At 59.6% G+C, this 24,150-nt stretch carries 20 protein-coding genes; 7 read left to right on the forward strand and 13 right to left on the reverse strand.

Annotation, left to right across the window (positions count from 1 at the left end; genetic code table 11):
• Positions 1-225: 225 nt before the first annotated feature.
• The 4 genes from GVL50_RS21295 to GVL50_RS21310 form a co-directional block, all read right to left on the reverse strand.
• Entirely contained in the window at positions 226-1,278 is a 1,053-nt protein-coding gene (locus tag GVL50_RS21295) for an AI-2E family transporter (RefSeq protein ID WP_053122726.1), read from the reverse strand.
• 69 nt (positions 1,279-1,347) lie between these two features.
• Positions 1,348-2,154, reverse strand: a complete 807-nt coding sequence (locus GVL50_RS21300) for a DUF4892 domain-containing protein (protein ID WP_159814973.1) — start codon at positions 2,152-2,154, stop codon at positions 1,348-1,350.
• A gap of 115 nt (positions 2,155-2,269) precedes the next feature.
• Positions 2,270-3,124 carry an alpha/beta hydrolase gene (locus tag GVL50_RS21305; protein ID WP_159814974.1) on the reverse strand — a complete coding sequence of 285 codons (855 nt, stop codon included), beginning with the start codon at positions 3,122-3,124 and terminating at the stop codon, positions 2,270-2,272.
• Positions 3,121-3,927, reverse strand: a complete 807-nt coding sequence (locus GVL50_RS21310) for an alpha/beta fold hydrolase (protein ID WP_053122732.1) — start codon at positions 3,925-3,927, stop codon at positions 3,121-3,123. The genes GVL50_RS21305 and GVL50_RS21310 overlap by 4 nt, the downstream gene beginning before the upstream one ends.
• Before the next feature lie 210 nt (positions 3,928-4,137).
• Between GVL50_RS21310 and GVL50_RS21315 the strand changes: the two genes are divergently transcribed.
• Positions 4,138-7,134, forward strand: coding sequence for an RHS repeat-associated core domain-containing protein (locus GVL50_RS21315; RefSeq protein WP_159814975.1), 2,997 nt, complete (start codon positions 4,138-4,140; stop codon positions 7,132-7,134).
• A 1-nt stretch (position 7,135) separates the two neighbouring features.
• On the opposite strand, the gene GVL50_RS21320 is transcribed toward GVL50_RS21315, so the two are convergent.
• From GVL50_RS21320 to GVL50_RS21340, 5 genes are all read right to left on the reverse strand, one after another.
• Positions 7,136-7,579 (reverse strand): hotdog fold thioesterase, encoded by a 444-nt coding sequence (locus GVL50_RS21320; protein WP_159814976.1) that lies wholly within the window; start codon positions 7,577-7,579, stop codon positions 7,136-7,138.
• 31 nt (positions 7,580-7,610) lie between these two features.
• Entirely contained in the window at positions 7,611-9,266 is a 1,656-nt protein-coding gene (locus GVL50_RS21325; protein ID WP_159814977.1) for an AMP-binding protein, read from the reverse strand.
• A gap of 203 nt (positions 9,267-9,469) precedes the next feature.
• Positions 9,470-9,922 (reverse strand): phosphohistidine phosphatase SixA, encoded by a 453-nt coding sequence (gene sixA, locus GVL50_RS21330; protein ID WP_053122740.1) that lies wholly within the window; start codon positions 9,920-9,922, stop codon positions 9,470-9,472.
• The gene (locus GVL50_RS21335) at positions 9,919-10,266 is read right to left on the reverse strand and encodes a DUF4389 domain-containing protein (RefSeq protein ID WP_008087808.1); all 348 of its coding nucleotides are present in this window, start codon (positions 10,264-10,266) and stop codon (positions 9,919-9,921) included. The genes sixA and GVL50_RS21335 overlap by 4 nt, the downstream gene beginning before the upstream one ends.
• A gap of 21 nt (positions 10,267-10,287) precedes the next feature.
• Complete coding sequence (locus tag GVL50_RS21340) at positions 10,288-11,313, reverse strand: NAD(P)H-dependent glycerol-3-phosphate dehydrogenase (protein ID WP_159814978.1); 1,026 nt, start codon at positions 11,311-11,313, stop codon at positions 10,288-10,290.
• Positions 11,314-11,509: 196 nt separating this feature from the next.
• Between GVL50_RS21340 and GVL50_RS21345 the strand changes: the two genes are divergently transcribed.
• The 6 genes from GVL50_RS21345 (at position 11,510) to GVL50_RS21370 (ending at position 19,037) form a co-directional block, all read left to right on the forward strand.
• Positions 11,510-13,633, forward strand: a complete 2,124-nt coding sequence (locus GVL50_RS21345) for a TonB-dependent siderophore receptor (RefSeq protein WP_159814979.1) — start codon at positions 11,510-11,512, stop codon at positions 13,631-13,633.
• A 1-nt stretch (position 13,634) separates the two neighbouring features.
• Complete coding sequence (locus tag GVL50_RS21350; protein WP_159814980.1) at positions 13,635-14,564, forward strand: ABC transporter substrate-binding protein; 930 nt, start codon at positions 13,635-13,637, stop codon at positions 14,562-14,564.
• Entirely contained in the window at positions 14,564-16,468 is a 1,905-nt protein-coding gene (locus tag GVL50_RS21355; RefSeq protein WP_053122748.1) for a response regulator, read from the forward strand. The genes GVL50_RS21350 and GVL50_RS21355 overlap by 1 nt, the downstream gene beginning before the upstream one ends.
• 247 nt (positions 16,469-16,715) lie before the next feature.
• A complete protein-coding gene (gene fabA / locus GVL50_RS21360) occupies positions 16,716-17,231 on the forward strand; it encodes a 3-hydroxyacyl-[acyl-carrier-protein] dehydratase FabA (protein WP_003172830.1) in 516 nt (171 codons plus the stop codon).
• 11 nt (positions 17,232-17,242) lie between these two features.
• Entirely contained in the window at positions 17,243-18,463 is a 1,221-nt protein-coding gene (gene fabB / locus GVL50_RS21365; protein ID WP_053122750.1) for a beta-ketoacyl-ACP synthase I, read from the forward strand.
• Between the two features lie 385 nt (positions 18,464-18,848).
• On the forward strand, positions 18,849-19,037 hold the full coding sequence (locus GVL50_RS21370) for a hypothetical protein (protein WP_008079144.1): 189 nt from the start codon (positions 18,849-18,851) through the stop codon (positions 19,035-19,037).
• 66 nt (positions 19,038-19,103) lie between these two features.
• Here GVL50_RS21370 and GVL50_RS21375 read toward each other — a convergent pair whose 3' ends face one another.
• The 4 genes from GVL50_RS21375 to relA all read right to left on the reverse strand — a co-directional run bounded on the left by GVL50_RS21375 (position 19,104) and on the right by relA (position 24,076).
• The gene (locus GVL50_RS21375; RefSeq protein WP_159814981.1) at positions 19,104-20,051 is read right to left on the reverse strand and encodes a hypothetical protein; all 948 of its coding nucleotides are present in this window, start codon (positions 20,049-20,051) and stop codon (positions 19,104-19,106) included.
• Between the two features lie 231 nt (positions 20,052-20,282).
• Positions 20,283-20,825, reverse strand: a complete 543-nt coding sequence (locus GVL50_RS21380) for a DUF2058 domain-containing protein (RefSeq protein WP_053122756.1) — start codon at positions 20,823-20,825, stop codon at positions 20,283-20,285.
• A gap of 26 nt (positions 20,826-20,851) precedes the next feature.
• Positions 20,852-21,685, reverse strand: coding sequence for a nucleoside triphosphate pyrophosphohydrolase (gene mazG / locus GVL50_RS21385; protein WP_159814982.1), 834 nt, complete (start codon positions 21,683-21,685; stop codon positions 20,852-20,854).
• Positions 21,686-21,832: 147 nt separating this feature from the next.
• A complete protein-coding gene (relA, locus tag GVL50_RS21390) occupies positions 21,833-24,076 on the reverse strand; it encodes a GTP diphosphokinase (protein WP_053122760.1) in 2,244 nt (747 codons plus the stop codon).
• Positions 24,077-24,150 lie beyond the last annotated feature (74 nt).

Here is a 24,150-nt window from a genome sequence, read left to right on the forward strand (position 1 = left end):
TGAGCGGGAGGGATTCATACGGGGAAAGCATCGAGAGGAGGTGCAGCGAAGCAAACCGTAGGCGATGCCCCCGGATGAACCCGGAGCGAAGGAACCCGAGCCTTAGCGAGGGCCGGACGTCAGGGCACAGACCTTTGGTTCCTTTGGGGCGTTTGCCAAAGGGACTCGCCGTAAGGGCGAAACCGCCAGCCGCCACACCCGCAGCAACGGACATGCCCAAACAACTCAGCGCCGATCCTCAACCCGCCCCTGACTCTTACTCCAATCCGTCAACAAACTATAAGCCACCGCCAACAACGTAGGCCCAATAAACAACCCGATAAACCCAAACGCAATCAACCCGCCAAACACCCCAAGCAACACAATCACCAACGGCAAATTCCCCCCGCGGCTGATCAAATACGGCTTGAGCACGTTATCCACGCCACTGATGACAAACGTCCCCCAAATCCCGAGAAACACCGCCATCCCATACTCACCCTTCCACGCCAGCCAGGCTGTCGCCGGCACCCACACCAATGGCGGCCCCATCGGAATCAGACTGAGCAGGAACGTCACAATCCCCAGCACCAGCGCCCCCGGCACTCCGGCAATCAAAAATCCGATCAACGCCAGAACCGCCTGCGCCGCTGCCGTGCCGATCACACCGTTGACCACCCGCTGCACCGTACCGGCCACCAGCTCGATGTAATACCCGGCGCGATCACCAATCAACCGCTCCAGCAAACCATGAACAAACGCCGCCAGTCGCGGCCCGTCACGGTAGAAAAAGAACACAAACACAATACTCAGCGTCAGCTCAAGAATGCCGCCCCCGATCTGCGCACTGCGCGCCAGCAACCAGTTACCGACCTGCCCCAGATAAGGCTTGATCGACACCATCAGCGCCGCGCCCTGCTGATCGATACTGTCCCAGATGCCGACCAGACGCTCGCCCACCAACGGCACAGTCCCCAGCCACACCGGCGCTTCCGGCAAACCGTCGACCTGCACGTCCTTGATGAAACCCGTGGCATCGCGCACATGGTCCGCCAGGTTGAACCCCAGCCAAACCAGCGGCGCCGCCACCAGCAACATCCAGCCCAGCGTCAAAATGGCTGCCGCCAGCGATTCCCGGCCATTGAGCCAGCGGGTCAGCAGGCGCATCAACGGCCAACTGGCGAATGCCAGCACTGCGCCCCAGAACAGCGCCGACCAGAATGGCGCCATTACCCACAGGCTGGCGCCAAACAACACCAGCAGGAGGATCTGCACCAGCAGGCGATCGTTATTGAGCATGTAAGATTCCGAAAAAGTCAGTCAGGCCAAGAGTAGGCGAACACGCCGCGCGCGCTCGCCCGATACAGCTTATCGCAACAGATCGATGCGCAGGCCAACACCATCGACGCTGCCGGTCTCCATACGCGCCGCACGTACGCCCTGATTGATCAACGCCTGACGCCACGCCTCGGCCTTGGGTCCGGACACCGTCACGCGCAACGTCGTGTCAAGATTCAAGCCACGGGAAATCAGCCGCAGCCAAGCGTCATCCGGAGCATCCACGCGGTTCGGGAAATCCAGCTCACCGGTGCTTTTCAATTGACGCAACAAGGTCGCCGAGGTCGGCAGCAGCTCGCCCAGTGGCGCTACTGCTTCGAACTGTTCAACGTGCAGATAGGCTTTGCGATTGCCGCGAGTGATGCTGTAAAGCGCCACCAGCGTGTTGTCGCGCGGAGCTGCCAGCCTCAACAGCAAGTACGCCTGCTGTTCATCGGCGCCGTACAGTTTGGAGTTGCCGAACACCTCGTTGGCCCACAGGCTGCTTTCGCCACAATCACGCGCCTGACACCAGAACAGCAACTCGGCGTCCTGCTTTTGCAGGGCTTCGCGGGCAGCGGTGAAGGCTTCGGTGGCGGAATGTTCGGGTGGCAACTCATAAGTCACCGCCGTGGTTTGGCCTCGGGCGGTGACCTGGCCGTCAAAGCGCAACTGGCCGCTGATCTTGCGGATCGAGCCCATCGGGTAGATGCGCTCCAGCTCCACCGGAGGGCGATAGTCGACAATCTGCGCATCGGCCAGGCGCGGCACGATCTGCAGATCCTGACTGCCGGGCACATCGGCGGCGAATGAAAAGGTACTGAAACAGCACAGCGCCAACAGACTGAGTGACCGCATAGTCAGGCTCATCGGATCGGCATGACTGTGTGATTCGAGGTCGCAGCGGTATAGAAATCCATCGTGGTTGTCTCCCATTTCAACCCGCCCAGCCTCGACAGTTGCCCGCAGCAAGTCAAGGAATGGCGAAGAACCGATTGAAACAGTCTGCGACAAGGTCGGCACCGGCCTCATCGTTCAGGTGCAAATGGTGGCCACCCGGCAGCTGTTCCCGGCTAAAGGGTAGACGTTCCAGCAGCTCTGGATGTTTCGCCAGCATGCCGTCGGCCGCGACGACCAGTTGCGCCGGACCACTGATGCGCGCGACGAAAGCCATCGCCTGTTCCTGGGTAAGACGTAACGGCGACGGCAAGGTCAGGCAATTATCGGTGCGCCAGGTGTAACCGCCCGGCACCGGCATCAAACCGCGCTGGGCCAAGAGTTCGGCCGCCTCACGACTGACCGCCACCAGCCCTTTCATCCGTGCCTCGATCGCACGGTCGAGGGTGTTGTAGACCGGTTTGCGCTTCTCACGCAGATCCAGTTGCGCTTGCAGGGCCATGCCCATGCGCTCGGCGGCATTTTCGCCTTTGTCTGTAGGAGGAATCACGCCGTCGATCAGCGCCAGATGGCTGATGCGTTCCGGCAACGCCCCCGCCAGCACCAGCGAAACAATCGCGCCCATCGAATGCCCGAGCAGACCGAAACGCTTCCAGCCCAGTTGCTCGGCGACTTGCAGCACGTCATGGGCGTAGTCCCACAGGGCGTAACCGGCGCCGTTCGGACGATGCCCGGAATGGCCGTGCCCGGCCATGTCCAGTGCAATGATGCGCAAGCCTTTGAGCTTCGGTGCCAGCCGCGCGAAGCTATTGGCGTTATCGAGCCAGCCATGCAGGGCGATCACCGGCAGACCGTCCTCGGGGCCGAACAAATGCGCCGCCAGTTCGATATGCGGCAGGCTCAGGCGCACTTCTTCGAAAGTCGGGCTCATGCGCAATCCTTGTCCTGACGGTTTTCCCAGCGCGTGAACAGAGTTTTCAGCAGCCGCGCGGTGTCCTGCGGGCGCTCAAGAGGAAACATGTGGCCGCCGGGCATGCTCAGCGCTTCGCCCTGCGCCAGTCGCGAAACGAACCGCGTGTGATGGCGCATGACCACGCGACTTTTGTGCCCGCGCACCACCGCCAGCGGCACTTGCAATTGCCCGGTGCGACCAGGGCTGGTGTGCGGCACGCCGCGGTAGATGCTGATTTCAGTGGCGGGATCGAAGCGTAAGCGCAGCTTGTCGCCGACCTTGTGCAAACCGTGTTGCAAATATGCGTCGAAGCATTCCGGATCAAAGCCGCGAAACAGGCTTTTGCCGGCGAAATAACTGCGCGCACTGTCAAGGTCGGCGAACTCTTCACGGCGGCCCAAGGTGCGACCGGCGGGGGTCAGTTTGTCGATGAAGCCAAAACGCTTGGCCGCACGAATCACCCATTGATCGGTGCGCGTAAGCACCGGCGAATCGAGCATCACCACGCCGCGATACAACTCCGGGCAACGCAGCGCCGCGTGCAGATGCAGCACGCCGCCAAACGAATGGCCAACGCCCCACACCGGTTGATCCTGCTGCTGTAAATGGTGGATCAACTCATCAACCAGGTTGTACCAGTTGTCATCCGCCGGGAAGCGCGGGTCATGGGCATGCTGCTCGAGATGCGCGACCCGGTATTCGGGCGCCAGCGCCGCGAACAACTTGCCATAGGTGCCCGAAGGGAAGCCGTTGGCGTGGGCGAAAAAGATGGGTTGCGACATACCGGTACATCCATGAGCGGGAAACGTGGCGTTGATTGTCCGCAAGACGGCGCGCGACAGCAATGACCGTAACTGCCAGGAATGATGACAGTCGTGCCACGGCTATGGCAGGCGCCGTGGTGGCACTTGTCAACTGTCAGTTCTGTCAGTTGACAAGCGCCCTGCTCAGGCCGATAAAAACCTACCCCCTTTGTCTGGCGCTGGCTGCTCATGACTCACGCGAACACGCCGGCCATTCAAGCGCGCGATCCGAGGGGGCTGCCCGTGCGCAGCGTGGCCTATCATCACCGCGACGCGAGTGCGGCAATTGAAAGCTACGTCACTCAACAGATTTACGATGCATCAGGACGCGCGCTCCAGAGCCGCGATCCGAGACTGTTCCTCCGACATCAGCTCGATCCTTCGGCCCCGGCGAATCAGAGCAACGTGTTCAGCCTCTCGGGATCGCCGCTGTTAAGTGAAAACACTGACGCCGGCTGGCGCTTGAGCCTGATCGCAGCGGACGGTTTCAGCCTTGAAGGCTGGGATCAGAAACGCAACCACCGACGCACGGGCCTCGATTCGCTGCGCCGCCCGAGCGCGATATTCGAGCACGCAGAGAGCGAGCCTGAACACTGCACGGAGCGTTTCACCTATGGCGATGAATCGACGGAAATCGTCCATAACCGTCGCGGCCGATTGATTCGGCACGACGATACGGCAGGCACCCTGCTTTTTGCGCAATTCAGTCTGACTGGCCTGCCATTGCAATGCGGTCGTGCCTTCTGCGCTGACCCCGTCTGGGCGGTGAACTGGCCGGAAACGCGCGCCGAGCGCGATCACTTTCTGGAAGGAGACCCCGCAACGACGTTCTGCATCTACAACGCCATGGGGGAGTTGATCAGCCAGACCGATGCGCTGGGCAATCGGCAAACACTGTTGCAGGATCGCGTCGGTCAGTTACGCGAAATCCATCTGACGCTGGCAGCCAACCCGCAGAGCCAGACGATAGCCAGCGATATTCAGTACAACGCCGAAGGCCATCTGGAACATCAACGTGCAGGGAACGGTGTGGTGTCTCGAGCACGGTTCGGCGCTGACGACGGTCGCCTGCAGCATCTGCTCAGTCAGACAAATGATGGCCAGACGGTGCAGGATCTGACGTACGAATATGACGCGAGCGGTAACATCACACGCATCGCCGATCACGCAGCGCCCGCTCACTTTCACCGCAACCAGCGCACCGAAGCGACCTGTCGCTATCGCTACGACAGTCTCTCGCGCCTGATTGAGGCCAGTGGCCGGCAGATCCGTAACGCCACTGGCGGCCCACAGTTACCGGAGTTTTCCTCGCCTGCCGATCCGGCACAACTGGAAAACTACACGCGTACCTACACCTACGATTGCGCCGGTAATTTACTGCGCATGGAACACCGCGCCGCCAGCGGCAACCGCACCGAACGCACCGCCGTCGCTCACTTCAGTAATCGTAGCCTGGCGGAAAAACCTGACGGCCAGTTGCCGGATGAAGGCGAAATTGCTGCGAGGTACGACGCCAGCGGCAATCGCCTGTTTCTGCAGCACGGAAAAGAATTGTATTGGGATCGGCGTAATGAATTACGGCAGGTTAGCCAGATCGTCCGTGCCGATGAGCCAGATGACATCGAGTTCTATGTGTATGACGGTGGTGGCCAGCGTCAGCGCAAAATCAGTCAGCGTTTCACCGGCACGCTGACGCGCGACAGTGAAACCCGTTACTTGCCCGGTCTGGAGATTCGCACTGAGCCAGACCAGATTGTCCACGTCATCTCGATCAAGGCCGCACGCGCCACCCTCCAGGTGTTGCATTGGGCGAAAGGCCTGCCGGCGGGCATGGTGCAGGATCAGCAACGCTACAGCTTCAGCGATCACCTGAATTCCAGCACCGTGGAGCTGAACGCACAGGCACAACTGATTTCGCGGGAGGACTATTACCCCTACGGCGAAACATGTTGGTGGGCCGGGCGCAGTCAGGTCCAAGCCAGTTACAAAACCCTGCGCTATTCGGGCAAAGAGCGTGACGCCACGGGTTTGTATTACTACGGTTTTCGTTACTACGCGCCATGGCTGCAGCGCTGGCTCAATGCTGATCCGCTGGGCACTGCGGACGGCCTGAATCTGTTTGCCATGGTGCATGGCAATCCGGTCGGCAATGTCGATTTTCAGGGGCTGGTCACGGTGACAGAAGGTACCGCGGCGGCGCTGGCCACGTTTGCCCGAGATGGCGTGAGTGCACTGGCCGGAAGCACGGTGAGATATTTTGCCGCCGCAGGATTAGCGCAATGGGCCTCTGGCGACCCGGAATCGCACCCTGATTTCGGCGCCAACGTGGGACTGACCATCGCCGGTAGTCTGGTCGGCGCGGCAGCCGGTGGATCCATGGGTATCGGGTTGGGCAGTCGCGTTGCCAGCCACTACAACCTCGGCCGCACCATACAAATTGCCATGGCCGGTTTTTTTGGCCTTGCCGGCGCCACGATCGGTGCTGCGGCGCCAGCTTATGCATACTTCGCCGACTCGCAGGCAGTAAACCTCACAGCAATCAGTATTCTCGCCAGCACGTCCGGAAACATGACGCGTGAAACCGCGCAACGCGCGCTCGCCAACGTTGGCCCCAGCGTGACAATCGCCCCCTCCGGTATCACAACGGCACTGCGTATGGCCGCTTATGGTGGGTTGCTTTCGGCCAGCGGCGCAGCGCGTGCCGACCTTGCGACCGGTGTCGGGGTGGTCGTCAGCGCCGCCGTCGAAGGCCTGGACGGGGTGTCCATCACAACCATTAATTCCTTGCGAGGAGGGGCATACGTCAGCCCCGAACACAATACGCTCACGCTGCCCAGGCCGGTGGAATGGGTTTACGGCGTATCAACGCGCACCGCCGGCTCAACCCTGACAGCTTCGTTGACATTGCTTGCCACGCCACTGACCAGCGGCATTGCAGACTCCCGATCAAACTCGACTGTGATCTCTGCCCTCGGAACCCCGACCGAGGCGCGCACTTACGTTGGGCAATATGTGGAGCGCGGTGCCTTCGAACTGGTCAGGGCCGACGATGCGGACTTCACGCTGGATCGTTTTACGCCACCGAACAGAATGTGGAGAAACGCCGCACCCGCTGACTACCACCCGGAGACACCGCATGCGGCTGATCTGCCCATGCAATCCTTCACCTTTCGGCGCAGCCATTGACTTACTGCGCAGGCGGCGTCTGCCCCAACGGCACCACCGCCATGGTCAGCCGCGACACGCAACTGGCTTTACCCTCATCGCTGGTCAACCGAATGTCCCAGACATGCGTGGTGCGGCCGATATGAATCGGCTTGGCCACTGCCGTCACCCGACCACTGCGCAAACCACGCAAATGGTTGGCGTTGATCTCCAGCCCCACGCAATAAAACTTGCTGGCATCGATGCACAGGTAACTGGCCATCGAACCGACGCTTTCCGCCAGCACCACCGATGCGCCGCCGTGCAGCAGACCGTACGGTTGATGGGTGCGATGGTCGATGACCATGCTCGCGGTCAGCGAATCTTCGTCGAAAGATTCAAAGCGAATGTCCAGCACTTCGCCGATGGTGTTTTTCTGGATCGCGTTCAACTGCTCGATGTTCGGAGTGGTACGCCACAAGCTCATCGCAGACTTCCTTTGTTGTTTTAGTCGTCGCTCAATCCTGCCACAGCACCGCCTCGCTACGCTCGCTCCATTCTTCAAAGCGCGCGCCGTAAGTGTCTTCGATGACGTTGCGTTTGATCTTCAAGGTCGGCGTGAGAAAACCGTTTTCCACCGCCCAACTGTCCTTGACCACTACCAGACGGCGCAGGCGTTCGTGTTTGTCGAGCACGGCGTTGACCTCTTCCAGCAGTTTTTCCAGGCTGGAATGCAGACTCGCCCGCCCCTCCTCCTGATTGACCGTCGACAGCACGCACAAGCCCAGCGGCGCACTCAAACCATCGCCGACGACGCACACCTGTTCGATGCGCGAATGCACTGCCAGGCGATTTTCGATCGGCGCCGGGGCGACGTATTTGCCCTTGCTGGTTTTGAAGATTTCCTTCAGCCGCCCGGTCAGGCGCAAGCGCCCTTCGGCATCCTGTTCGCCCTTGTCGCCGGTGCGCAGGAAGCCATCCTCGGTGAGCGTTTCAGCGGTTTTCTGGGGATCCTTGAAATAGCCGAGCATGGTCGCCTGACTGCGCACCTGCACTTCGCCGGTTTCATCGATGCGCACCTCGACATCCGGGCACGGTTTGCCGATCCAGCCCTGTTTGTATTGCCCCGGCAGGCAGATGTGCGAATAACCGCAACTCTCGGTCATGCCATAAACCTCGAGTACATCGAGGCCGAGTTTCTGATACCAGGTGAGCAAGGTCTGCGGCACCGGCGCCGCGCCGGACAACGCCACGCGCAAGGCATCCAGCCCCAGCCCCGCGAGCACTTTGTGGCCGACGCGTTTGCCAATGAACGGCAGACCGAGGAGGAAATCCAGACGCTTCGCCGGGATCTTGCTGTACACGCCCATCTGGAACTTCGTCCAGATACGCGGCACGCCGAACATTGCGGTGGGCCGCGCGCGCTGCAAATCCGTAATAAAGGTGTCGAGGCTTTCGGCGAAGAACACGGTTTGCCCGGTGTAGATCGACGCCAACTCCACAAACATCCGTTCGGCAACATGACACAGCGGCAGGTACGACAACAGCCGGTCAGTCTCGTTGAGCCCGAACAGCTGCGTGCCGCGCGTCGTGGCGAAACCGAGATTGGCAAAACTGTGCATCACGCCTTTGGGCAGGCCGGTGGTGCCGGAGGTGTAGATGATCGTCGCCAGTTGCTCGGCGGCGGGACGCGGATCGTCCTGAATCGGTGAACTGCGCTGCAGGTCAGCCCAACTGAAATCGAAGTGGCCCGGTGGATGCAGCGGCAGGCTGATGGTCGGCAAATCATCCGGCACGCCTTTGGACATGCTCGGCCAGTCATCGAGTTTGCCGATAAACGCCAGCACGCTTTCCGAGTGGTTGAGCACCTGCGCGACGGAATCGGCGGTGAGATTGGGATAGAGCGGCACTGAAACATGCCCGGCCATCCAGATCGCGAGGTCGGCGATGATCCAGTGCGCGCAATTTTTCGAGATCAGGGCGATGTGGCTGCCTTGCGGCAACTCGCGAGCACGCAGCCAATGCGCGGCGCATCGGGCCTGATGGCCGACGTCGGCCCAGCTCAGGGTCTCGACTTGCCCGCCACCGATGGGCTGCACGAGAAAGCGCTGGCGCGGGTGCCGGGCTTCTCGTTCGTAGAACACGTCCAGCGGCAAACGGAAGGCGGCAGACATGCGACTCGCTCCTGTTTTTTAGGTCTGGAGCAAGCGTAGTCAACCAAGCAAGTGCTTGGTTGGAAAATTCAAACAAATAATTTCATGGGTTGGCAGAAACCAATGTGGGAGCGAGCTTGCTCGCGAATGCAGTGTGTCAGACACATAAAGAGTGAATGACACGCCGCTTTCGCGAGCAAGCCCGCTCCCACAGGGGATCAGCGTTACGGGTGTTTGAGGCTGTTAAGGGTCATCGAGCCAATCAACAACTCAGGGCTTTCCAGCTCGGCCAACCCGGCAGTGCTGACCTTCTCCGGCGGATAACCGGCGCCATGCTGCAAATAGCTGAGCAAGTTGCCCACCAACGGGTTGTGGCTGACCAACAACACATTGCTCACCGACACCAATTGATCGGTGACCTTGTCCGGATCAACCTCCGGCGTCAGCCACTCAACCGTACGAATCTCCGGCTCAAAACCCAGCGCCTCGCGCACAATCTGCGCGGTCTGCTGCGCTCGCAAATAAGGGCTGGCGTAGATCGCCGTGAGCGGCTGGCCGATCAAATGGGCAGCGCTGCTCAAGGCTTCTTTGCGACCGTGGTCGGTCAGCTCCCGTTCGGAGTCGGGGCACGAGCCGTAAGGCACCGCTTCACCGTGACGCAATACCCAGAGTTTCATAGTTTGGGTTCCTCATCTCGAACCGGATGCGGTGCCGGCGCGACGGCGTGAGGCGCTTCACCTTCCGGGGTACGCGGCGTTGGCCAGTCGGCGAACGGCCACGGTTTCTGGTCGCTGTGGAAACTGCCGAAACGGCCGATCTGCGCCAGAAACTGGCTCAGGCTGTCGCCGAAATTCATCAGGCTGGCGCTCGGCGCGCCATAAATCAAACGATAGATCAGTTGCACCAGCACCACCGCGCCAAGGATGAACTGCGCCACTTGCCAGACCAGTACGTAAACGATCATCCACAGCACACGCAGGAGGATGGATTCGTACTTGGCTTCGGTTTTCGGATCGTTCATGGCTTGCTACTCCCGGCTCACTCAGTTGAAACCGCTGGTGGAAATAAAGTCGACGTCGGTTTTCGGCTCGGCGCGCATCAGTAGACCGATGACCTGCTCCAGCGTGCGTCCTTCGAACAGGATCGCGTGCAGCCCGGCGACCAGCGGCATGTACACGCCAACCTCTTGAGACTTGGCCTTGAGCACTTTCAGGGTGTTGACGCCTTCGGCCACTTCACCGAGGCGCGACACCGCTTCATCAAGGCTCAGACCCTGACCGAGGGCGAAACCGACCTGATAGTTGCGACTCTTCGGCGACGAACAGGTGACGATCAAATCGCCAACACCGGCCAGGCCGAGGAAGGTCATCGGATTCGCGCCCTGATTCACCGCAAACCGGGTCATCTCCGCGAGGGCACGGGTGATCAGCATGCTTTTGGTGTTCTCACCCATCTCCAGCGCCACCGCCATGCCGGCGATGATCGCGTAGACGTTTTTCAACGCCCCGCCCAACTCGACACCAAAACGGTCGGCGCTCGCATAAACGCGGAAGGTGCGACCGTGCAGCGCGGCTTGCACGGCTTTGCACAGATCTTCGTCTTCACTGGCGACCACCGTGGCGGTCAGCGCGTGCTCGGCGATTTCGCGCGCCAGGTTCGGCCCGGACAGCACGCCGATGCGCGCTTGCGGGGCGATCTCTTCGAGAATCTGGCTCATCAGTTTGAAAGTCTGCGCTTCGATGCCTTTGGTCAGGCTGACCAGCATCTTGCCGCTGAGGCGCTCGGCGTGGGCAGCGAGCACCGTGCGCAGCGCGCTGGACGGCAGCGCGACAAAGCACAAATCACAGGCGTCGAGCGTGGCTTGCAGGTCGGTGACCGCAGTCACGCCCGGCAGAATCTTGATGCCTTTGAGGTAACGCGGGTTTTCGCGATTGACCCGGATGGCTTCAGCCTGTTCGGGGTCACGCATCCACTGCAGGACTTGATGGCCGTTCTCGGCCAGTAAATTGGCCACGGCGGTACCAAAACTTCCGCCTCCCAGGACCGCAATCGGGCGCTGTTCAGTCATATGCAATCCGTTAATCCATACCAGTGGCGATGGCGGCATTATACGGGGCGACCCGGTCGCGGCCAGCCCCCGCAACAATTACCGACACTTGTAGGAAGAAGACCAATAAAACCTAGGAAAATGCCCGCAACGTGACTGGAAAAGTCGCTGTCCTCGGTTAACATGCGCGCCAATTCTTTGCTTTCAAGGCTGTGTCGTGTCCGTCGGTTCCCCTCCTCCGCGTTCGTCACTGTTGCTGGCGCTGTTATTCAGCCCGGTGGTGCTGGCAGACGACCTGTTCATCGACAGCGAAGCGCTGCCACAGGTGCTGACCGCCACGCGTTTGAAGCAGACGCCGGCGGAAGTGCCGGGAAGCATGACCGTACTCGACAGTGAATTGATCAACGCCAGCGGCGCCCGCGACATCAGCGAACTGCTGCGGCTGGTGCCGGGAATGATGGTCGGCAACATCAGCGGCAATCAGGCGGCGGTCAATTACCACGGCACCAACGCCACCGAAGCGCGGCGCATGCAAGTACTGATCGACGGCCGTTCGGTGTACCGCGCCGGTTTGGCCACGGTGGACTGGAGCGATATTCCGGTGGCCATGGAAGACATCGAGCGCATCGAAATTTTTCGCGGCCCGAACACCGTCAGCTACGGCGCCAACGCGCTGATGGCGGTGGTCAACATCATCACCCGTCACCCGGCGGACAGCCACGGCACGCGACTGAAAATCACCCGTGGCCAGCGCGGCATCAATGATTTCTATGCCAGTCAGGGCGCCGGTTGGAATGGCGGCGATCTGCGCCTGTCGCTGTCCGGTCAGGAAGATGACGGTTTCGACAACGACCGCCGTGGCGACGACTATCGCGACAGCCGCCGCTTGAACCGCTTCAGCCTCGCGGTCAGCCACACCCTCAGCGATAACCAGAGCCTCGACTGGCAGGTCAACGCCAAGGACGGCACCAACCAGCGGCCCTACACCTACCACCCGGTGTTCTCGGGGATTACCGCCGCCGGGAACAATTCCGACGTGGTGGCGAAGGATTACGCTGGTTCGGTGCGCTGGAATCTCGACATCAATCCCGAGCACAGCCTCTATGTACAAGCTTCGGCGCAACACTGGGATCGTCAGCAAACCTGGCGCGCCTGTGATGCCGAAGTGTCGTTCAGCCCTGAGTTGACGCAACTGTGGCAGCTCAACCCGAATTACACCGAACGCCTGGCGCGCAACATCACCCAGTTCACCGGCCCCGGCGCCGCGCCCGGTACGCCGCAGGAAATGGCCCTGGCCAACCAAGTGCTCGATCAATGGCGCAACGGTGCCAGCCGAACCCTGTGCGGTGACATCGACCAGAGCGCCCGCGAATCGCGCTACGACCTCGAATTGCAGGACACCCTCAGCCTGTCCGACAGCCTGCGTCTGGTCAGCGGCATGAACTATCGTTACGACCGCGCCGACTCCGAAACCTATTTCAACGGCACACTGGACGACACCACCTGGCGCGCGTTCGGCCAACTGGAATGGCGCGCGACAGAACACTGGTTGTTGCAGGGCGGCGCGATGTTCGAGGACACGCAACTGATCGGCAGTTCGCTAACCCCGCGTTTCGCGATCAACTACCTGATCAATCCGCGCCACAGCCTGCGCGCGGTGTACTCGGAAGCGATCCGCTCGCCGGACATGTTCGAAAACAACGTCAACTGGAGCTATCAGGTGAGCAACCTGCGGCCCTCGGCCTACGGCCAGTCTTCGGCGCGCTATTTCGTCAAGACCCGTGGCCCGGGCGATCTCGATCAGGAACACATGCGCTCGCGCGAGTTGGGCTACAACGGCTATTTCGCCGAGCTCGGTCTGGCCCTCGACGTGAAGCTGTTCTACGACGAAATCACCGGAATGATCAGCGAGCCGTTGCGCAACAACCAATACATCGCCAGCAACGCCAACAGCTCACGTTTTCGCGGCACTGAAACCCAGCTCGACTGGCGCGTGAGCCGGGCCGACCGTTTGCGCTTCACGTATGCCTTCGTCGATGCCGAGGCGAGTAATCCGCTCGATCAGCAATTCACTTCGCGCAACAGCGGTTCCGCCGGCTGGCTGCGCGACTGGGGCCACGGCTGGAACAGCGCCCTCTTCTATTACGGCGACAACGCCCTCAACGGCTACCGCTTCGAACGGGTCGACACGCGCATCGCCAAACGCATCGCGCTGGGCAAGGCGCAGTTGCAACTGGCCGGCGTGCTGCAACAGCGCCTCGACCATGAGCCGACCACCTTCGTCGACAACAATTACGACGAGCGCCGGGTCATGTACTTCAGCGCCGAGTTGGAGTTCTAGGATGCGATTGGGCACGTCACGGAAGACGCCAACCCTGGGCCACTGGCTGGCCGGGCTCTGCCTGTTTTTGACCGCGTGGCTGCACGGCGTCGGGGTGCAGGCCGCCGACATTCTGTTGACCGGCACCGAAGAAAGCCCCGGTGTGCAGGCGTTCGTCGAGGCGCTGAGCGAATTGCGCCCGACCGATAACGTGCGTTTTCAGCCACTGGCAAGCCTGCCGGCACCGGGCAAATTACCGTCCAGCCTGCGGCTTATCTTGCTTGACCTGCCGGCGCTGGATTGGCGCCTGCAAGATGCCCAAGGCCCGGCGACGCTGGTGCTGCGCATCAGCCGTCTGCAAGCACGGCAACGGTTTGGCACAGCGCAACCACCGCACCTGAGCCTGTTGTGGAGCGATCCGCCGCTGGCTCGCCAGTTGCAATTGATCCGACGGATTCTGCCGCAGGCCAAGCGGGTCGGCGTGCTGTTCGATGAGCACAGCGAATTCCTCCTCAAGGAATTGAACATGGTTGCCGAGCCGCTGAATTTGCAGATCTTCAGCCAGCGCTGGGACAACACCAACGACAGTCGCCCCTTGCAAATCGTCCTGAAAAACAGCGACGTGCTGCTCGGCCTCGACGACCCTGACCTATACAACCCGAAAACCGCGAAGAACCTGCTGCTCAGCAGCTATGCGCGGCACGTCGCGCTAATCGGACCGAATGCTGCCTTCGTACGCGCCGGCAGCCTCGCCAGCACCTACAGCGACCAGAGCGACTGGCTGGCGATTCTGGATGATTTGCTCGACCAGCCCACCACGCGCTGGCCGCGAACGCTCTATCCCGAACGTTTTAAAGTCTCAAGTAATGCGCAGGTAGCGCGTTCCTTAGGGATCGAACCGTTGAATGAAGCGTCTGTCGCCAGAACGCTGGCTGAAGGAGAACGCCACTGATGAGTTTCCGTCGCCGTTGGGACATCAACACCCGCACTCAGCTGATCAGCTTGGGCCCAGCTCTGTTGCTGACCTTGTTGTTGATCAGCTTCTTCACCTTTGTGCGCATTCAGGATTTGCGGCAAGAGCTGACTCACACCGGTCAGTTGATCGCCAACCAACTGGCGCCCGCCACCGAATACGGGGTGATTTCCGGCAACAATGAAGTGTTGGAAAGTCTGCTCAGGGCCACGCTGGCCACGCCGAATGTGCGTTTCCTTGAGGTGCAGGACAGCGCCAACCGGATTCTGGTGTACGTCGAGCAACCGGCGGCGTCCCACAGCCAACCGCATCAGGTCGAGGTGTTTCAGGCGCCGGTGCGATTGCAACGCATCGCCCTGCACAATGATTTTTTCCAGGACACCAAAGCCAATAACGCGGCGGCCGGCGAGGATTATCTGGGGCGGGTGATCGTCGGTCTGTCCAACGATGCCTTTAATCAGCGTCAGCAGGAAATTCTGCTCAAGGCCGGAATTCTCGCGCTGTTTGCCCTGCTCTTCACCTTCGTATTGGCGCGGCGTCTGGCCGGCAGTCTGTCGCAGCCGATCCGCGACATCGGCAATGCGGTCAAGGCGATTCAGGAAGGCGAGTACAAAACTCCGCTGCCGATTGTCGATGACACCGAACTCGGCGCGCTGTCACAGCACATCAATAACCTTGCCCAGGCGCTGGAGCAGGCCAGCCGCGAACAGCATCAGGCGATGGCGCAGTTGATCCAGACCCGCGAGGAAGCGGAGAAGGCCAACAACGCCAAATCCGACTTTCTGGCGATGATGAGCCATGAACTGCGCACGCCCATGAACGGCGTACTCGGCATGCTGCAACTGCTGGAAACCACTGAGATGACCGAAGAGCAGGTCGAATACGCCGCCCTCGCCTCCGAGTCCACCGAACACTTGCTGAAAGTCATTAACGATATTCTCGATTTCTCGCGGATCGAACGCTCAGAGCTGGAGCTGGAACATATTCCGTTCAACCTCGCCGAGTTGATCAGTGCCTGCGCGCAGTCGTTCCAGCACAGCGCCGTGCAACGGGGTCTGGCGTTGAATCTGCGGGTTCCCGAGGACATGCGCGGCTTGCAGGTACAGGGCGATCCGACGCGGATCCGGCAGATTCTGGTCAACCTGGTCGGCAATGCGCTGAAGTTCACCGAACAGGGCCGGGTCAGCATCGAGGCGCAGTGGCAGTCGCTGGATCACGAACTGCTGTGGTTCACCTGCTCGGTGCGCGACAGCGGCATCGGTATTTCGTCGGAGAGTCTGGAGCTGATGTTCAACGCGTTCCAGCAGGCGGACAGTTCGATTTCACGGCGTTACGGCGGTACCGGCCTCGGTTTGCCGATCGCGCGCACGCTGGCCGAGCGCATGGGCGGCACATTGCGCGCGCAAAGCGAGGAAGGTCGCGGCTCGGTGTTTACCCTGGAGATTCCGCTGGCGCTGTCGAAGCAGGCGTTGCCGCAATTGACCGCGCCGCGCACGCTGAATGGCGACGGCCACGGTGAAGGGCGCAATGTGCTGCTGGTCGAGGACAACCCGGTCAATCAAACGGTGATTGAAGCGATGCTGCGCAGTCTGGGCTTTACTGTCAGCGTGGCCACCGATGGCGCGCAAGCGGTGCGCAGTGCCGAAGAAAATGATTTCGAAGTGATTCTGATGGATTGCCGCTTGCCGATTATCGACGGCTACGAGGCGACTCGGCAGATTCGCTGTCTGCCCGGGCGCACCGACGTGCCGATCATCGCGCTGACTGCCAACGCTTTGCAGGGCGACCGCGAAACCTGCCTGCAGGCGGGTATGAACGATTATCTGGCGAAGCCGTTCAAACGTAATGATCTGCAGCAGATTCTGCAGCGCTGGGTGTCGTAGAGTGGGCCTTTCGACCATCTGCGACTGGCGTGAAAAGCGAAAGTGCGGCAGTCTTAGGCACCCGAACGAGCCTCAAAAGGGGCTTGATTAAAAATTTCAGTGCACAAGTGTACATTCATGTCCTTGGTGCTGTGACTTTCACCACAACGCAATAGTCTATGAGTAGGCTGCCGGTTCGAGGCATGAACGCTTCGAACGGTCGGGAAGATTTGCCCCACCTGCCGCATGGGATTATTGAGGAGCTCGCATGACCAAACAAAACGCCTTTACTCGGGAAGATCTGCTGCGCTGCAGTCGCGGTGAGCTGTTCGGCCCAGGTAACGCGCAACTGCCCGCCCCGAACATGCTGATGGTGGATCGCATCACCCATATCAGTGAAGAGGGTGGCAAGTACGGCAAAGGTGAATTGGTCGCCGAACTGGATATCAACCCTGACCTGTGGTTCTTCGCATGCCACTTCGAAGGCGATCCGGTGATGCCGGGCTGCCTGGGTCTGGACGCCATGTGGCAATTGGTCGGCTTCTTCCTGGGCTGGCAAGGTCTGCCGGGCCGTGGCCGTGCGCTGGGTTCGGGCGAAGTGAAATTCTTCGGTCAGGTACTGCCGACCGCCAAGAAAGTCACTTACAACATTCAAATCAAGCGCGTCCTCAAGGGCAAGCTGAACCTGGCCATTGCCGACGGTTCGGTGTCTGTTGACGGTCGCGAAATCTACACCGCCGAAGGCCTTCGCGTCGGCGTGTTCACCTCCACTGACAACTTCTAAGGGTTATTCGCATGCGCCGCGTCGTTATCACTGGTCTGGGCATTGTTTCGTGCCTGGGCAATGACAAAGAGACCGTCTCCGCTAACCTGCGTGCAAGCCGCCCTGGCATCCGGTTCAACCCGGAATATGCCGAAATGGGTCTGCGTAGCCAGGTTTCCGGCTCCATCGACCTCAACCTTGAAGAGCTGATCGATCGCAAGATCTATCGCTTCGTCGGCCACGCAGCGGCTTACGCCTACCTGGCCATGAAAGACGCCATTGCTGACTCCGGCCTGACCGAAGAGCAAGTGTCCAACCCGCGTACCGGCCTCGTTGCTGGCTCCGGTGGTGCTTCCACGCTGAACCAGATGGAAGCGCTGGACATCCTGCGCGAGAAAGGCGTGAAGCGCGTTGGCCCATACCGTGTAACGCGGACCATGAGCAGCACCGTTTCCGCTTGCCTGGCCACACCGTTCAAGATCAAAGGCCTGAACTACTCCATCGCTTCTGCCTGCGCCACCAGTGCTCACTGCATCGGTACCGCCATGGAACAGATTCAGATGGGCAAGCAGGACATCGTCTTCGCCGGTGGCGGTGAAGAAGAGCACTGGAGCCAGTCGTTCCTGTTCGACGCCATGGGCGCTCTGTCCAGCAAGCGTAACGACACTCCGGAACTGGCTTCCCGTGCCTACGACAAAGACCGTGACGGTTTCGTCATCGCGGGCGGTGGCGGCATGGTCGTGGTTGAAGAGCTGGAACACGCTCTGGCCCGTGGCGCGAAAATCTACGCCGAAATCGTTGGCTACGGCGCGACGTCCGACGGCTACGACATGGTTGCCCCGAGCGGCGAAGGCGCGATCCGCTGCATGCAGATGGCGATGTCCACCGTTGATACCCCGATCGACTACCTGAACACCCACGGCACTTCGACTCCGGTCGGCGACGTTGCGGAAATGAAAGGTGTGCGTGAAGTGTTCGGCGACAAGGCACCTGCGATCAGCTCGACCAAGAGCCTGTCCGGTCACTCCCTGGGCGCTGCCGGCGTTCACGAAGCGATCTACTGCATGCTGATGATGGAAGGCAACTTCATTGCCGGCTCCGCCAACATCGACGAGCTGGACCCTGAAGTGGCCGATCTGCCGGTGCTGACCAAGACCCGCGAGAACGCCACGATCAACACCGTGATGAGCAACAGCTTCGGCTTCGGCGGCACCAACGCCACGCTGGTACTGAAGCGCTGGGAAGGCAAGTAATTCCCCGAGCTTGAGCCACACATAAAAACGCCCCGACTGGTTCGGGGCGTTTTTTTTCGTCTGAAGAAATTAGCCGGAAAACCACATTCCCCTGTGGGAGCGGGCTTGCTCGCGAATGATCGTTCCCACGCGGAGCGTGGGAACGATCAAGATCGCAGCCTTCGGCAGCTCCTACACAGGGTTACATGCGTCTGGAAATGAAACTTCTGTCATGAAACTTTACCCCCTGCGACCGAATGTCGCGGTTTACGGGGGCTGCAGCACTGTTGCAAAAACCGCAACAACACATTGCACAAATCAGCCGTTTACTTAGCAAGCTAACAAAACATATAAAAGAGTCCTGCACACGCCTTGCTGCAGATAAACCAGAGATTGGAGCTAGCAGATGACTGTAAAAGTAACTGAACGCGACGATTCACACATGTCCCATGAAGGCGTAGCCGCGGGTATACGGATCTGGGATGTGCATCAACAAGACTTGCTGGTCGGCATGTTCCACAACGAGATCGATGCCCACAACTATAAGGCCGAACTGGAAGTGCAAGAACAGCAACGGGATCTACGATCCGCCTGACTCACCACTCTTCAGAGTTGCAGCCTGCCCCTTTCGGGGTGGCAGGCTGCAACAACATCAAAACCTTCACACCACGCGAATCACACTCAAATAAAGGTTGTCGTCGATCTCCTCCGAGGCTATTTCATCGACGATCAGCCCCTGCTCGAGTCTGACCACCTCACATGCACCACTGCCCATGCCGTCATTCCTGATCGAGTATTGCACGGCAGTCGGGTGCTGCTTGTCGTAGTCAAACGACATGCCACAGGCAATCAGAAAGTCGATTTTCACTTCAGGGATTTCAACTTCCTTATCCCGCTCACCTTCCTTCAGCACGGCATAATCAAGGCACACGTTAATGCCGAACGGGCAGCCCGGCACAAGACTATTGATAAACAGTCCCTGGTAACCGCCGAAGTAACTGTGCTCGGCGCTGACGTCGCTGTAATCCTTGATCTTGATGACAAACTCGTCAAACAGCCTGAAGAACCAGAAGCCATCTTGATTACCGACATTCCGACCAAAGTCGATACCGGAAACATGTCGCTTTGGCCACATCGACATCAACGGGATATCTGCTTCATATTCTTTATTGGTAATCGTCAGCAAGTAATTAATGACTTCGTAATAACTCGCATCACCCTCCCCCACTTTTACCAAGGTCGCACAACTGCCCGCCAACAGGACAATCTTGCCGTACCGTTCAACTGGCAGATCTTTCATTAACGACGAAATATACGCAGGTACTTTTTCCAGGTAAGCGGTGGTCAATTCATGCAGCTCGTCCTCGCTGTCGACCTCACGCCAAGGGATGTTCCAGAAGAATTCAGGCAAGGTGAAGAACAGGCACTCCGAGCCGTCATGGTCTGCTGCAGCGGCCTTGGCAGCGATCCTGATTTTGCGGCGCACAAACTCGACCCGGGCATCCAGTTCGCTGACCACGTAATCGGTAATTGATTGGCCAGGCGCCCGCAACTGAGAAAACTGCGGATTAAAAGTCGGTTGGCGCAACGAAGCAATGCTTAATAACATTAGTAACATCCTTATTTATTTAAATTAATTCCATTTATTCTCCCCCTACAAAAACACCTATATAAAAGTGCAACGCGCTGTTTATGAGCCGCGCAAAATCCTCACACTTCAAACACGTTAATTTCTGCCAAAAGAAAACCCGCCGATCGTATCGATACGAATCGGCGGGTTCAATATATAAACACTTTCAAAGTACTAGCAAAGATGTAAGTCGCTAGAACATTAAAACCATTACCACATCAGATCATCAGGGATCTGATACGCCGCATACGGATCATCTTCGGTGCTGACTTCTTCGGTTTGCACGTTGAGTTGCACGATGCGCTGCGGATCGCGCTCCTGAATCTTCAAGGCCGCTTCACGCGGAATCACTTCGTAGCCGCCGGCATGGTGGACGATCGCCAGCGAACCGCTGCTGAGCTTGTTGCGCATCAGCGTGTTGACCGAAATGCGTTTGACCTTCTTGTCGTCGACGAAGTTGTAGTAGTCCTCGGTGGTCAGCTTCGGCAGACGCGAGACTTCAATCAGTTGCTTGACCTGAGCAGCACGCGCCTTGGCTTCAACTTTCTCCTGCTGTTGGCGGTTCAGCTCCTGGTCGCGCTTGACCTTCTCGGCCTTGGCTTCCTGAGCGGCGCGCTGTTGCGAGTCATCCAGTTCGATCTGGCCTTTGTGCGCCAGACGCTGCTGCTTCTGCTTGTCTTTGCCGACCTGCTTGGCCTGCTTTTGGTTGACCAGGCCTGCTTTGAGCAACTGGTCGCGAAGGGAAATACTCATTAATGCTTACTCACTTGGGCAGTTGCTCAGCCGCAGCTGGGCGCATTCTTTTCCTGACGTTTGGCTTCGCCCCACAGGGCGTCCAACTCTTCGAGGGTGCAATCTTCTATGGGACGGTGGGTGTCGCGCAATGCCTGTTCGATAAAACGGAAGCGTCTTTCGAATTTGCTGTTGGCGCCACGCAGCGAAGTTTCCGGGTCGACCTTCAGATGCCGGGCCAGATTGACCACGGAAAACAGCAAGTCGCCGATCTCGTCCGCCATGGCGACAGGATCGTTTTGTGACATGGCTTCAAGGACTTCATCGAGCTCTTCGCGCACCTTGTCGAATACCGGCAAAGCCTCCGGCCAGTCGAAACCGACCTGCCCTGCTCGCTTTTGCAGCTTGGCTGAACGCGACAAGGCTGGCAGCGTGGCCGGCACGTCGTCGAGCAGCGACAGTTGCTCGGGCGCAGCGGATTGCTCGGCACGTTCTTCGGCCTTGATCTCTTCCCAGCGCTGCTTGACCTGTTCTTCGCTCAAGCGCGGCACGTCCAGCGGAGCGTACAGATCACCGGTCGGAAAGACGTGAGGATGACGACGGATGAGTTTGCGAGTGATGCTGTCGATCACCCCGGCAAATTCGAAGCGCCCTTCTTCCTTGGCCAACTGGCTGTAATAGACGACCTGGAACAACAGATCGCCGAGCTCACCCTGCAGATGATCGAAGTCGCCACGCTCAATGGCGTCGGCCACTTCGTAGGCTTCTTCAAGGGTGTGCGGAACGATGGTCGCATAGGTTTGCTTGATGTCCCACGGGCAACCGAACTGCGGATCGCGCAGACGGTTCATCAGATGGAGCAGGTCTTCAAGGCTGTACATAAAAATCTCACTCAACCCTTTCTGCGATCTTGATCGTTCCCACGCTCTGCGTGGGAATGCAGCCCGTGACGCTCCGCGTCACTGGACGCAGAGCGTCCCTTGAGGCATTCCCACGCGGAGCGTGGGAACGATCAATCGAAGCCATCTTCACGGGGTACGGTTACGCCGCGTTTCGATGATGTTCGGCAACTGCGATATACGCCCCAGCAACCGCCCCAGCGCATCCAGACCCGGGATCTCGATGGTCAGGGACATCAACGCGGTGTTGTCCTCTTTGTTCGAGCGGGTGTTGACCGCCAGCACGTTGATGCGCTCATTGAGCAGCACCTGGGAAACGTCACGCAGCAGACCGGAGCGGTCGTAAGCACGGATGATGATGTCCACCGGATAGGTGAGCACCGGCACCGGGCCCCAGCTGACCTGAATGATCCGCTCTGGCTCGCGCCCCGACAGTTGCAGCACCGAGGCGCAGTCCTGACGGTGAATGCTCACACCACGGCCCTGTGTGATGTAGCCGACAATCGCATCTCCCGGCAGCGGCTGGCAGCAGCCGGCCATCTGCGTCATCAAGTTACCGACGCCCTGAATCTGAATGTCGCCGCGCTTGCCCGGTTTGTAACCGGTGGCTTTGCGCGGTATCAGTTCCAGCTGTTCATTACCGCGTTCCGGCTCGACCAGTTGCTGCGCGAGGTTGACCAGTTGCGCCAGACGCAAGTCGCCGGCACCAAGGGCGGCGAACATGTCTTCGGCGGTTTTCATGTTGGCCTTGTCGGCCAGCTTGTCGAAGTCCACCGCTGGCAGACCGAGGCGCGCCAGTTCGCGTTCGATCAGGGTTTTACCGGCGGCGACGTTCTGATCACGCGCCTGCAATTTAAACCAGTGAACAATCTTCGCCCGCGCCCGCGAGGTGGTGACGTAACCGAGGTTCGAGTTCAGCCAGTCGCGGCTCGGCGTGCCGTGCTTGCTGGTGATGATCTCGACCTGTTCACCGGTCTGCAGGCTGTAGTTGAGCGGGACGATACGCCCGTTGATCTTCGCGCCACGGCAGTTGTGACCGATCTCGGTGTGCACGCGGTAAGCGAAGTCCAGCGGCGTCGCGCCTTTCGGCAAGTCGATGGCGTGACCGTCGGGGGTGAAGATGTACACCCGATCCGGTTCGATATCGACGCGCAACTGTTCGGCCAGACCACCGATATCGCCCAGCTCTTCGTGCCACTCGAGCACCTGACGCAGCCAGGAGATTTTCTCTTCGTAGTGATTCGAACCGGATTTGACGTCGGTACCTTTGTAGCGCCAGTGCGCGCAGACGCCGAGTTCGGCCTCTTCGTGCATCGAGTGCGTACGAATCTGCACCTCAAGCACTTTACCCTCAGGGCCGATCACCGCCGTGTGCAGCGAGCGGTAGCCGTTCTCTTTCGGGTTGGCGATGTAGTCGTCGAATTCTTTCGGGATGTGCCGCCACAAGGTGTGGACGATGCCGAGCGCGGTGTAGCAGTCGCGCATTTCCGGCACCAGCACACGTACGGCACGCACGTCGTAGATCTGGCTGAATTCCAGACCCTTGCGCTGCATTTTGCGCCAGATCGAATAGATGTGTTTGGCCCGGCCGCTGATGTCGGCGTCAACGCCGGTGGCCTGCAATTCGTCCTTGAGCTGGGTCATCACGTCGGCGATGAAACGCTCGCGATCAAGCCGTCGCTCGTGGAGCAACTTGGCGATCTGTTTGTATTGATCCGGCTCGAGGTAACGGAAGGACAAGTCCTCCAGTTCCCATTTGATATGACCGATGCCGAGGCGGTGCGCGAGCGGCGCATAGATGTCGAACACTTCGCGGGCGACGCGGTTACGCTTTTCATCGTCGGCGGTTTTCACCGCACGAATCGCGCAGGTACGTTCGGCCAGTTTGATCAGCGCGACGCGCACATCGTCGACCATCGCCACGAGCATCTTGCGCAGGTTTTCCACCTGCCCTTGCGTGCCCATCACCATCGACTGACGCGGACTGAGGCTGGCGCTGATCGCAGCCATGCGCTGCACGCCGTCGATCAGTTTGGCCACCACCGGGCCGAAGCGCTGGCTGATGGCCGCGAGTTCGATCTGGCCTTCGCGCACGCCGCGATACAGCACCGCAGCGACCAGCGAATCCTGATCGAGTTTGAGGTCGGCGAGAATCTCGGCGATCTCAAGTCCCGTGCTGAAACTGCCGGAGCCTTCGGCCCACAGATTCTTCTTGGCATTGGACTGTTGTTCGGCCTCGCGAGCGAACTCGCAGGCTTCTTTCAAGGCTTCGCGATCCAGTGCCAGATCGACACTGACCGCGTGATCGAGCCAAGCCTCGAGATTGATACTGCCGTCAGTGTTGATCGGCTGGTGTGCTCTCACCTGTACCATCTTGCTTTACCTTCCCTACGACGCAGATTCAATGCGTCAAATCGCTGACCTCTACTGCCCGTTTGCGCTCGCGG

The sequence above is a fragment of the Pseudomonas sp. 18058 genome (assembly GCF_902706155.1).
Taxonomy (GTDB): Bacteria; Pseudomonadota; Gammaproteobacteria; order Pseudomonadales; family Pseudomonadaceae; genus Aquipseudomonas; species Aquipseudomonas rustica.

Coding starts and splice junctions, on each gene's coding strand:
- GVL50_RS21295 (WP_053122726.1), bottom strand. CDS start 1,278: ATGCTCAATAACGATCGCCTGCTGGTGCAGATCCTCCTGCTGGTGTTG.
- GVL50_RS21300 (WP_159814973.1), bottom strand. CDS start 2,154: ATGCGGTCACTCAGTCTGTTGGCGCTGTGCTGTTTCAGTACCTTTTCA.
- GVL50_RS21305 (WP_159814974.1), bottom strand. CDS start 3,124: ATGAGCCCGACTTTCGAAGAAGTGCGCCTGAGCCTGCCGCATATCGAA.
- GVL50_RS21310 (WP_053122732.1), bottom strand. CDS start 3,927: ATGTCGCAACCCATCTTTTTCGCCCACGCCAACGGCTTCCCTTCGGGC.
- GVL50_RS21315 (WP_159814975.1), top strand. CDS start 4,138: ATGACTCACGCGAACACGCCGGCCATTCAAGCGCGCGATCCGAGGGGG.
- GVL50_RS21320 (WP_159814976.1), bottom strand. CDS start 7,579: ATGAGCTTGTGGCGTACCACTCCGAACATCGAGCAGTTGAACGCGATC.
- GVL50_RS21325 (WP_159814977.1), bottom strand. CDS start 9,266: ATGTCTGCCGCCTTCCGTTTGCCGCTGGACGTGTTCTACGAACGAGAA.
- sixA (WP_053122740.1), bottom strand. CDS start 9,922: ATGAAACTCTGGGTATTGCGTCACGGTGAAGCGGTGCCTTACGGCTCG.
- GVL50_RS21335 (WP_008087808.1), bottom strand. CDS start 10,266: ATGAACGATCCGAAAACCGAAGCCAAGTACGAATCCATCCTCCTGCGT.
- GVL50_RS21340 (WP_159814978.1), bottom strand. CDS start 11,313: ATGACTGAACAGCGCCCGATTGCGGTCCTGGGAGGCGGAAGTTTTGGT.
- GVL50_RS21350 (WP_159814980.1), top strand. CDS start 13,635: ATGCGATTGGGCACGTCACGGAAGACGCCAACCCTGGGCCACTGGCTG.
- GVL50_RS21355 (WP_053122748.1), top strand. CDS start 14,564: ATGAGTTTCCGTCGCCGTTGGGACATCAACACCCGCACTCAGCTGATC.
- fabA (WP_003172830.1), top strand. CDS start 16,716: ATGACCAAACAAAACGCCTTTACTCGGGAAGATCTGCTGCGCTGCAGT.
- fabB (WP_053122750.1), top strand. CDS start 17,243: ATGCGCCGCGTCGTTATCACTGGTCTGGGCATTGTTTCGTGCCTGGGC.
- GVL50_RS21370 (WP_008079144.1), top strand. CDS start 18,849: ATGACTGTAAAAGTAACTGAACGCGACGATTCACACATGTCCCATGAA.
- GVL50_RS21375 (WP_159814981.1), bottom strand. CDS start 20,051: ATGTTATTAAGCATTGCTTCGTTGCGCCAACCGACTTTTAATCCGCAG.
- GVL50_RS21380 (WP_053122756.1), bottom strand. CDS start 20,825: ATGAGTATTTCCCTTCGCGACCAGTTGCTCAAAGCAGGCCTGGTCAAC.
- mazG (WP_159814982.1), bottom strand. CDS start 21,685: ATGTACAGCCTTGAAGACCTGCTCCATCTGATGAACCGTCTGCGCGAT.
- relA (WP_053122760.1), bottom strand. CDS start 24,076: ATGGTACAGGTGAGAGCACACCAGCCGATCAACACTGACGGCAGTATC.